Below are 9911 nucleotides of genomic sequence, written 5' to 3'. Positions count from 1 at the left end.
CCCCCGCGGAAGACCCCCGCGCGTGCGGGGACGACCCCGTCGTTGATCCCGGCGCGGGCGAAGAGGTCGGAAGACCCCCGCGCGTGCGGGGACGACACTTGTTGACCTGCGGTTCTATCGCCCGGCAGGCGCGAAAATGATCGGTTTGGTCATGAGGTCATCGCCGTGGCCTTCGGCTCTCCCACTAGTAGAGGCATTGTCCGTTCTGGGCGGCTAGTTGCCACCGAGGTGCCGTTGCCGCCGGATGGACTGTAGACATCTGCCCAAGGGGAACGTTGGTCGGCATCGTGTGGGCCATCGTGTTCAAGGCGCGGCGGCATGGAGCTGAGTGACCGTTCAGATCTTCTCGCGATCGTTGACTGTGTTGTCTGTCGGGAATGCGACTCGGTCATTGTGTGGGCCAGGATTTGTCGGACGCGGCTCCTACAGTCCCGGGACATGTCGTCCGAACATGCCGCTGCTCTTGCTGCGTTCTGGGGTAAGTCTGATGCTGGGGGGCGACCGAACCTGCTCCTGCAGCACTTGTTGGACACTGCGGCGGTCGCGGAGCTGGTCTGGGATCACTACCTTGCTCCCCGTCTGAAGAGCGCACTGGACGATCTGTCTGGCGGCAACGGGCGCGTATTTTTTGCGTTGCTGTGTGGGTGTCATGACGTTGGTAAGGCCTCGCCGGCGTTTCAGGGCAAGGTCGACGGTTTGGCCCGAGCGGTTAGGGCGGCCGGTCTCACCTGGCGCACGTTGGACCGGGAGTCGACCAGATGGCATCACACCTCGGCCGGCGCGGTTGTCATTGAGTCGGTGCTACTCGAGGCAGGCTGGAGCCAGGATTCAGTCGCCTGGGTATGGCCGTTGATTGCTGGTCACCACGGTCTACTTCCGTCTCGCGGCCGAGTTTTCAACGCCGCTCGCAGGCTCCGCAACGCGCAAGGCTGCAGCGAAGCCTGGAGAGCATCCCAGGCAGCTCTGGTTCACGCCGTGGCACGCGCCCTTGACATCGACCTTTCAAGTCTGGCACCGGTGAAGGTGCCGCGTCGCGGTGCGCAGCTCGGGCTTTCCGGCTTTGTGATCATGGCGGATTGGATCGCCAGCAGTGAACACTTTACGGGTATTTTCGGCCTGCCCGAGGTGTCCATGTCTAAGGCTCGTCGTCGCGCCGCCGAAGCCTGGACGAAGCTGGAGCTTCGGGGTGGTTGGGGTATCTCGCCATACCGGCGAGTGCCGGATTTGGTGGCGGCGCGGTTCGGGAAGGCTGCCCGTCCGTTGCAGGCAGCCTGTGTCGACCTGGCGGAGCAGATGGCGGTGCCGGGTTTGTTAATCCTCGAGGCACCGATGGGTGAAGGGAAGACGGAGGGCGCCCTTGCCGCCGCCGAGGTGCTCGGCCGACGGTTCGGCTGCGACGGCATATTCGTGGGCATGCCGACCCAGGCGACCAGTGACCCGATGTTTGATCGGGTGCTTCGGTGGGCACACCAGGTGGACCCGGAGTTGCCGGTGGGCCTCCTGCACGGCAAGCGGATGTTCAACCCGCGCTGGAATGCCCTTCAGCAGAAAGTTTTCTTTGCCGGGGTTGACGACCTTGGCTGCGATGACGAGTTTGAGATCGGCAGCGGTGGTCGGTCGGTACGTCCCGAGCACGCGCCGGCGCAGTGGTTCCTCGGAGCGAAGCGGGGCATGCTGATGCCGGTCACGGTAGGCACCATTGACCATTTGCTGTACGCGGCGACCCGTACCAAGCATGTGATGTTGCGGCATGCCGGCCTTGCCGGGCGGGTGGTGATTCTCGATGAGGTGCACGCGTACGACGTGTATATGTCGCAGTTCCTGCACGAGGCGTTGAGGTGGTTGGCTGATGCCGGCGTGCCGGTGATCTTGCTTTCGGCGACACTGCCGCCCTGGCAGCGCGAGAGTTTGATGCGGGCCTACGTACAAGGCGTGCAACGGCGGCGGGCTGTCGACCTGCCGCCCGAGGTCGGAACCTCCGGTTACCCGGTGCTTCACGCCCTGACAGCGACCGACGACGCTGCGACGTGTGCCGCCCGCACGACCGCGTCATGGCGGACGACAACCCCACTCGTGGTGGACCTGCTACAGGAGTCTCCGGGCGATGGCCCGGAGTTGTTGGTGAACCTCCTAGACGATGAGTTGAGTGCCGAGGGCTGCGCTCTGGTGATCCGGAACACGGTTGGCCGTGCACAGCAAACTTATGAGGCGCTGGTCGAAAAATGGGGGACCGATGAGGTGATCCTTCTTCACGCCCGGCTGACCGTCGCCGAGCGCGCGGCGCGTACCGCGAGAGCTCTGGATCTGCTGGGGCCACCCGACGAAAGTGTCACGCGACCGTCACGACTCATCGTGGTAGCGACCCAGCTCGCGGAGCAATCCTTTGACGTGGACGCCGACCTGCTCGTTACCGACTTGGCGCCGATCGACCTCTTGCTTCAGCGAGTTGGACGCGTGCATCGGCACATCCGCCCCGACCGTACCCGGCCACCCAAGGTCTTCGTCGCCGGGATGAGGACAACCCCCACCGGGCCGCCGGTCTTTCCATCTGGCAGCGAGCACATTTACGGGCGGTACGCGCTGCTCCGGTCCGCTGCGCTGGTCACCGACGCTGCTGCGGGTGATGGTTGGAGCATTCCCGCCGACGTCCCTGACCTGGTGCGCAGTGGATATGGCACCACCGACCTCGTTCCGGAGTCATGGCAGGAAGCGACCGTCGCGGCGCACGTTGCCTGGCAGGTCGAAGAGCGCAGGCGGCAGCGAGCGGCAGAGGTGTTCCTCCTGGCCGGCGAGAGTGAGCTTGGTGCGCCGACCCTTGCTGGCCTGCACCAGCGGGCGACCGGTGACGCACCCAGCGACGACGAGATGGCTGCCGTGGTGCGGGACGGGCCCGAGTCCGTGGAGGTGGTGCTCGTCCGGCAATCCGGCGGCCGATACCTCACCCTCGGTGGACGCAGCCTCGGCCCCACCGGGGATGTTGGCGAAACTGCGCTCGCCGAGGAGGTGGTCGGGTCAACGGTACGGCTACCAGCTCGACCCGCTGTAACTGAAGCGGCACGCAGGCTCGTTCCTCTGGCCGGCTGGTACGGCAACGGTTGGCTGTCGAAGTCGCCCGCCCTCATCCTCGACGAGAACAACTCTGTCATCCTCGGCGGTCGACGACTGACGTACGACAAGCACCTCGGCTTGCTCGATGAGCGAGCGTGATCGAGGTGAGAACCCCTGCGCGGCAGGGACTACGTGTCGTTCACCCACGGGACGGGATGACCCCAGCGTTGGCCAGGCAAAAGCAGCTTAACGGTCCGCGTCGCAGAAGCCGCAGGCGGTTAGCAGTCCCGTACCGATGGGGCATTCGGCAGTGCCTGTAATCCTCGCTGGCTGTTCCCCTCTGTGGAGAGACGTGTCGTCGGGCCATGCTGCGTGCGTCGGTGGGACCGAAGAGATCGTGCGACGGCTCCAGCCACAGTCACCTACGCAGCTAACCCATCCTCGGTCGAGGCGACTCTGGCCCCTCTGTCGGCTGTCGGCTTCGCCTGAAAACGATTGAAGCGGCGTTGACACCGTCGGCTAACCAGCACCAACGCCGTCCTGACGCGACCTGGCCGGCAGCGGTGCCCCCACGTCGTTGCTGGTGCTGGTCTTGCTCAGCGAGCCGGAAACGGCCGCTGCGGAGCGACCTCGCGAGCAAGTCTTCCATGAATGCAGAGACGACTGCCCTCGATTGAGACACCACCGGATACCAGGAGGGGGGACCCCCGCGCGTGCGGGGACGACCCGAGCGCGCCGTCTCCGAGGATGGCGGTGACGGGAGGACCCCCGTGCGGGGACGACACGAGGACCCGGGGCCACTGGGATCCCTGGCTCGGATCACCCCGCGCGTGCGGGGACGACGACACCTTGGTCCACACCCGCAGAGGATCGCCCTCCGGAAGATCCCCGCGCGTGCGAGGACGACTTGCCTCCATGCCGATCAACCGTACGGGCAAAGGGAAGGCCCCCGCGGGTGCGGAGACGACGGCCCGGCGGTCCCGGTACGCGGTGAGGGCGTGGGAGACTCCCGCGCGTGCGGGGAAGACCTGCCGAGGGTGGTCAGGTTCTGCACGACGACGGGAGGACCCCCGCGCGTGCGGGGAAGACGGCTGTCGCGTTCCCGCTGCCCGGTGGCTACTACGGAGGACCCCCGCGCGTGCGGGGAAGACCGGCCGTCGTAGGCGCGGAAGCGAGCGGTCTGGGGAGGACCCCGCGCGTGCGGGGAAGACGACCGGTGGCCCATCGCCACCTACATGATCGTCGGAGGACCCCCGCGCGTGCGGGGAAGACGCGTCAAGGCCCGGGGTGTTCTCAGCAAGAGGAGGACCCACGCGCGTGCGGGGAAGACCCGTTCGCATCGCGCAGCGCCTCAGCGAACCCGGGAGGACCCCCGCGCGTGCGGGGAAGACCGGACCTGCGCCCGGTAGCCGGCGAGCACCTGCGGAGGACCCCCGCGCGTGCGGGGAAGACTGCCGTTCCCGCAGGCTTGGGTGGATGTCGTGCGGAGGACCCCCGCGCGTGCGGGGAAGACGTGCGCGGCAAGTACGCGGCGGACCGGACACGCGGAGGACCCCCGCGCGTGCGGGGAAGACGGGCGCACATGACGTGCCGTGTCGGTGGCAGATGGAGGACCCCCGCGCGTGCGGGGAAGACTGAGTGAACGCCTAGCGCGCGACGTGCAGCACCGGAGGACCCCCGCGCGTGCGGGGAAGACTCGACGCCCGTGTAGAGGCCGATCGTGAGCAGCGGAGGACCCCCGCGCATGCGGGGAAGACCGTCAACCCCGCGACCTGCTCCGCACCACCGTCGAGATCGTCCGCAAACCCGCCGACCAACGAGGGTTCGTCGTGCACCCGCGCCGCTGGGTCGTGGAGCGGACCCTGGCCTGGATCACCGCCCATCGCCGCCTGGCCCGCGACTACGAAACCCACCGCGCAACGTCAGAGGCCATGATCCGATGGGCCGCCCTCGGCGGCATGCTCCGCCGCCTCGCCCGAGGCGAACCCGCCACCCGCCAACAACGCCGCACCTTCGACACACCCGACTGACAGCAATGTGAAACGCGCTCTGATGGACACATGCATTGCCACCGTCCCGATGCCCCTGTACCGTGCCGTGAGGAAGCTTCGCCTTAGCAAAGCTCACAATATGGTCTCCCGGACCATCCCGACCAGAGGAGAAACATGCGTCTACTCTCCAAATCACGTGCTGCCCGCTCTATGTGGGCCGATGTCCTCGCGATTGCCCTGCCAAACATCGATGCCGGCGCGTGCGTTCCCGAGCGGGGACAGCAGTGCTTGGGCTGCTCAATAGTCATGATAAATAACGAATATACCATCAAGAAAATGGTCTATGACTGCAACGGACGCTGCGTCTACGTAAGCTGCTAGCAACCCTGGTACGAGCTCTTAGTCGCTTTATTGTGGGGTCAGGTGCCAGATATCTCTCGAGGTTTGGTTTTTCGGCACGCTCCACGTAGGTCATGCAATGCTGAGTACCCTGAGAGATGCTAATGTCGTCGTTCGTCATGTGGGTTGTCAGTCTACTCCTGGCTGCTAACATTTTCGTTACACTTGCCCTCGTGCGTCGTGTGCGCGAGATGGAACTGGCCGGGCAACCAAAGCCTCACAGTGATCTACCCGAGCCAGGAACGTTGGTCGGCGAATTCATCGCCACGACGCTCGATGGGAGGACCATATCTGAGGCGATATTTGCACATGGCCCCAGTTCGGCGGTCTTCCTGATTTCCGGATGCAGTTCCTGCAGCATTATCGTCGAAGAGCTCGCGCGATCTTGTGCCGATGACGCTCCACTCGTCGTTTTCCTTGGAGGTTCCGCATCCGACCCCGAGGTAAGAACCGTCATCGAGGCGCTTCCCGATCATGCCGTGGTCGCGCTGATCGATCCGATTTCGCATCCAGCGCGCAAGGCGATGAAGGTATCCGCATACCCCGCTGTCCTGAATATCGTGGACGGTGTCGTCACATACGCCTCCAGCCGCATGACATCGGAAACGCGGCAGACTGTAAATGAAGGCTAAGACCAGCCGCAAACGAATGCTTTGGGCATGCCTTCGGCTGGGATGGAGTTCCTCTCCCTTGCTCTGGATCGCGTCGATCTCGACGATGCTCCTCGTCAGTGTCTTCCCTGTGGCCGCTGCGTGGGCCACGCGTGCGCTTGTCGATGGGCTCAGCGCCGGCCGTCCTGGCGTAGGCGCCGGAGGACTTGCTTTTCTCGCCGTGGCGGTGGTGGGGATAAGCGGCCTGAGCACAGTATTCGGCAATCTTTCGTCACTGGTTATCGGCATTCACCAAAGAACTGTGAAGTTGACGGCCGAGAGCGATTTGCACGCGGCGTTAGCCCAACAGCATGGATTGCGGAAATTCGAGAATCCAGAGTTCCAGAACAAACTTAACCTTGCTTTGCAGGCAGGCTCCGCAGCGCCGTGCAGCGTGCTCAGCTCATCCCTCGAACTGCTCCGATCCGCGATCACGATCGGGGGGTTCGCCGGCGTCCTGCTGGCGACCTGGTGGCCGATGGCGCTGCTGTTGATGGTGACGGGGGCTCCCATGCTGGCGTCACAGAGATCACTGGCCAGGTCGAACGCCAAGACCATCGAATCGGCTATGGCCCTCAACCGACGAAGACTTTCCTACCAGCTGCTGCTCACCCGTCTAGATACGATCAAAGAGGTTAAACTGCTCGGCCTCGGAGAGTTGTTCCACGAAAGAATGCACGGCTATGCCCGGGCGGCCGACGCCAAAGAGATCGCAGAGGAAGCCCGTACGGCGATCAACCAGGGCGCCTACTCGCTGCTGACGGTGGTCACTGTGGCGGCGGGAATGGTCTACGTGACCTACAGGGCCGCATTCGGGATGTTGAGCCCAGGCGACGTTGTGATCTTCCTGGCTGCGGTCACGGGAGTCCAGTCCAGCCTGGGAAGCATGGGCAGGGCCTTGGCCGGGGTTGGTAAGGAACTGCGCCTCTTCGGCCACTATTCGGCCATCGTCGTGTCACCGCCGGATATGCGAAGCGGCACGCGGCCGCCCGAGTCGCTTCGGAAAGAGATCGTGTTCGAAGACGTCTGGTTCCGCTATGACGAAGATCGCCCGTGGGTGTTCCAGGGACTCGACCTCGCCATCACGGCAGGGGATACCCTCGCCGTCGTCGGTGTCAATGGTGCCGGGAAGAGCACATTACTCAAGCTGCTCTGCCGGTTTTATGACCCCGACAAGGGGCGTATCACATGGGATGGCGTCGATCTCAGACAGATTTCTATACCTGACTTGCGGCGCCGGATATCCATCGCCTTTCAAGACTACACGATCTACGACCTCACCGTCGCAGAGAACATCGGAGTCGGCGACGTCAAGGAGCTGACAAACCGGGCAAAGGTCGAAGCTGCCGCGCGAATCAGCGGTGCTCACACGGTGGCCGAAGACCTTGTGCGCGGCTATGACACTATGCTCAGCCGTATATTCTTTCAGGAAACCGATCAACAACTCGGAACCACGCTCTCCGGCGGACAGGGGCAGCGTTTGGCATTGGCCCGTTCAGTGATGCGCCGCGACGCGGATCTTCTGCTGCTGGACGAGCCGAGTTCCAATCTCGACGCCCTAGCCGAACAGAGTATCAATAGGGCCATGCTGCAACTACGCAAAGGCCGTACCTCTATCCTCATCTCACATCGGCTTAGTGCCCTTCGCGATGCGGACCGCATCGCTGTGATCACCGATGGCCGTGTCTGTGAAACGGGTACGCATGAGACCCTAATGGCCAACGACGGAACCTATGCCGAAATGTTCCGCACGCAAGCCGCGCCCTACCAATAATAGATTGCCCGAGGAATGCATGTGGCAATTGATTGCGTTGTGTGCAGCATTTGCGTTAGTCGCGACGATACGCTCGGCGCTGATCATCGTACGCGTTAGGGGGGACAGTATGACACCTACCCTTTTCGACGATGATCTCTTAGTTGGGGCACGCTGCTGGTCCTGGCAGAGCGGATCGATCATCGTCTTCCGCTCCGAGAACGAGCTAGGGCAGCGTGATTCATATCTGGTCAAACGTGTCGCCGCCGTCTCCGGTGAGGCAGTTCCCTTCGACTTTCCCGAATCGTTTGGTCGAATCGTACCTCCGGGAGTATTGCTGGTCCGCGGGGACGCCGCACGCAGCCTCGATTCGCGGCAACTCGGTTATATCCCCGTCTCCGCCGTCGTGGCGGTCACCGTTTGTGGGCTGGTCCCGCTAAGGTGGCTCACAGCCAGGCAGGCCGCAACGAAACTAGAAATCGCTGATGACCGATAAATGCCTAGGGAGATAGTGTGATAATGTCACACGCCGCCATAATGTCCCGCTGGGTCATTTGCTTTACCTTTGCAATCGCAGTCGCAGGAAAACTGGGAAGCCTTCGATCGTATAAGGAATTTTCCGAATCGCTGGACGCGTGGTTCGGACGCAATCTCCCCAAATCTGTACGCACAACGTTAGCCGGGGCGGTTATCACAGCCGAACTTGCCGTCGTCGCTCTCACTGCCTTCGATGGAAGCGCGATCATCGGCTTGCTTCTCGCTATAGCGCTTCTTCTGTCTTTCACCTTGGCTATGGTTATCGCGGTCAGGATGGGCCGGCAGATCGTGTGCAACTGTTTCGGCCGGGGCGCCCAAGATGTGAGCACAGTCCACTTCGTGCGTAACGGGATAATTCTCATCATCTCGGGTGTCGGCGCCGTCGGCGCTGACCTTGGCACCTCCTCCGTGCTCCCTATAGTCCTTGCGCTAGTGATTGGACTCGCGATTTCCCGCATCGAGGACATCGGATACCTGATCCGCTGATGTCTCGGCTCGCTGGCCAGAGCGTGGACGGAAGTGAAATGAGTGATCGAACGATGACTGTGTCCCGCTCGAATAGAGGTTTGGCGCTGGACTCCGCTAGTGCTCTGACCGGAAACGTTTGCCGGGTGGGTCATGCTGCGGTGCGACTGGTGTGGCCCCATCGGCGTTGTCGCTCGGAGCGGATTCGGGCCCGTTCGCGGCGTTGGGCGGCGAGGACGTCGGGGTGGCGGGCGTTGGCGTTGCGCCAGCGTAGGTAGTCGTGCAGGGCGTGGGTCGCGACCGGGTGGTTGGGGTGGTTGGACCCGGCGACGACGAACATGCGCAGGGGGCCGAAGTGCGCCTCGATCGGGTTCGCCCAAGACGAGTACGTCGGGGTGAAACACAGCCCGACCCGGTGACGGGCGGCCCAGGCCCGAATCTGCTTGCCTTTGTGCGCGGACAGGTTGTCGAGGATGACGTAGACCGGTGCGCCGTCCGGCCGGGCGGTGCGGATCGTCTTGAAATAGGTGAGGGTGTTGGCTGCGGACTTGCGTCTGCGCACGACGCCCCACATGGTGTCGTCGCCGATGCTGTAGCAGGCGTGGAACTGCCGGACGCCGTGCAGCTTGTGGTAGTTCGCCGGGAGCCGGTCAGGGTGTCCGGCCTGCGTCCAGGACGCGCCGGCGTGCGGTCGGATGGTCAGCGGGCCGAACTCGTCGAAGGCGAAGACCCGGTCCGGGAACGCGGTGGTGACCTGCTCGGTCCTGGCGAGCTTGGCTTCGGCGTTGGGATCGTTGGTCTCCTTCCACGTCTTGGTCCGCTGGAAGGTGATGTCGTGCTCGTGCAGGAACTCCCGCAGCCGTTCCCGGCCGATCGTCACCCGGCGCGGGCCGCGGTTGTGGGTCTCGTCGTCACTGATCCGGCGGGGACGGCCACCCGCCCATCGAGGGTCCAGGCAGGCCAGACCCATCTCAGAGGGCGTCTCATTCACGTATTTTGCGAGTGATGCCGCCTTCAGTTATCTCGCCAGGTTGGGGTGGTTTCGTTGGTGATGCGTTTGGTGAGGTT

At 63.6% G+C, this 9911-nt stretch carries 5 protein-coding genes and 2 pseudogenes; 6 read left to right on the top strand and 1 reads right to left on the bottom strand.

Annotation, left to right across the window (positions count from 1 at the left end; genetic code table 11):
- Positions 1 to 438 precede the first annotated feature (438 nt).
- The 6 genes and pseudogenes from cas3 to ACIBF8_RS20740 all read left to right on the top strand — a co-directional run bounded on the left by cas3 (position 439) and on the right by ACIBF8_RS20740 (position 8864).
- A complete protein-coding gene (cas3, locus tag ACIBF8_RS20765; protein WP_396784935.1) occupies positions 439 to 3207 on the top strand; it encodes a CRISPR-associated helicase Cas3' in 2769 nt (922 codons plus the stop codon).
- A 1622-nt stretch (positions 3208 to 4829) separates the two neighbouring features.
- Positions 4830 to 5078 (top strand): annotated as a pseudogene (locus tag ACIBF8_RS20760) (transposase); the annotation flags it as partial.
- 533 nt (positions 5079 to 5611) lie between these two features.
- Positions 5612 to 6070, top strand: coding sequence for a hypothetical protein (locus tag ACIBF8_RS20755; protein WP_396784933.1), 459 nt, complete (start codon positions 5612 to 5614; stop codon positions 6068 to 6070).
- Between the two features lie 58 nt (positions 6071 to 6128).
- Positions 6129 to 7862: an ABC transporter ATP-binding protein gene (locus tag ACIBF8_RS20750; protein ID WP_396784932.1), complete on the top strand. Its 1734-nt coding sequence runs from the start codon at positions 6129 to 6131 to the stop codon at positions 7860 to 7862.
- Positions 7822 to 8337: a S26 family signal peptidase gene (locus ACIBF8_RS20745; RefSeq protein ID WP_396784930.1), complete on the top strand. Its 516-nt coding sequence runs from the start codon at positions 7822 to 7824 to the stop codon at positions 8335 to 8337. The genes ACIBF8_RS20750 and ACIBF8_RS20745 overlap by 41 nt, the downstream gene beginning before the upstream one ends.
- Before the next feature lie 23 nt (positions 8338 to 8360).
- On the top strand, positions 8361 to 8864 hold the full coding sequence (locus ACIBF8_RS20740) for a MauE/DoxX family redox-associated membrane protein (protein ID WP_396784929.1): 504 nt from the start codon (positions 8361 to 8363) through the stop codon (positions 8862 to 8864).
- Positions 8865 to 8994: 130 nt separating this feature from the next.
- Here the strand turns inward: ACIBF8_RS20740 and ACIBF8_RS20735 are convergent.
- A pseudogene (locus ACIBF8_RS20735) lies at positions 8995 to 9729 on the bottom strand (IS630 family transposase); the annotation flags it as partial.
- Between the last annotated feature and the right edge of the window lie 182 nt (positions 9730 to 9911).

The sequence above is a fragment of the Micromonospora sp. NPDC050276 genome (assembly GCF_044459545.1).
GTDB lineage: Bacteria > Actinomycetota > Actinomycetes > Mycobacteriales > Micromonosporaceae > Micromonospora.
Note: the sequence above shows the minus strand (reverse complement) of the source record. Positions and strands in the feature narration are given on the sequence as shown.

What these genes read in the sequence shown, in the direction of transcription:
- cas3 (WP_396784935.1), top strand. Translation starts at nt 439, where the DNA reads ATGTCGTCCGAACATGCCGCTGCTCTTGCTGCGTTCTGGGGTAAGTCT.
- ACIBF8_RS20740 (WP_396784929.1), top strand. Translation starts at nt 8,361, where the DNA reads ATGTCACACGCCGCCATAATGTCCCGCTGGGTCATTTGCTTTACCTTT.
- ACIBF8_RS20745 (WP_396784930.1), top strand. Translation starts at nt 7,822, where the DNA reads ATGCCGAAATGTTCCGCACGCAAGCCGCGCCCTACCAATAATAGATTG.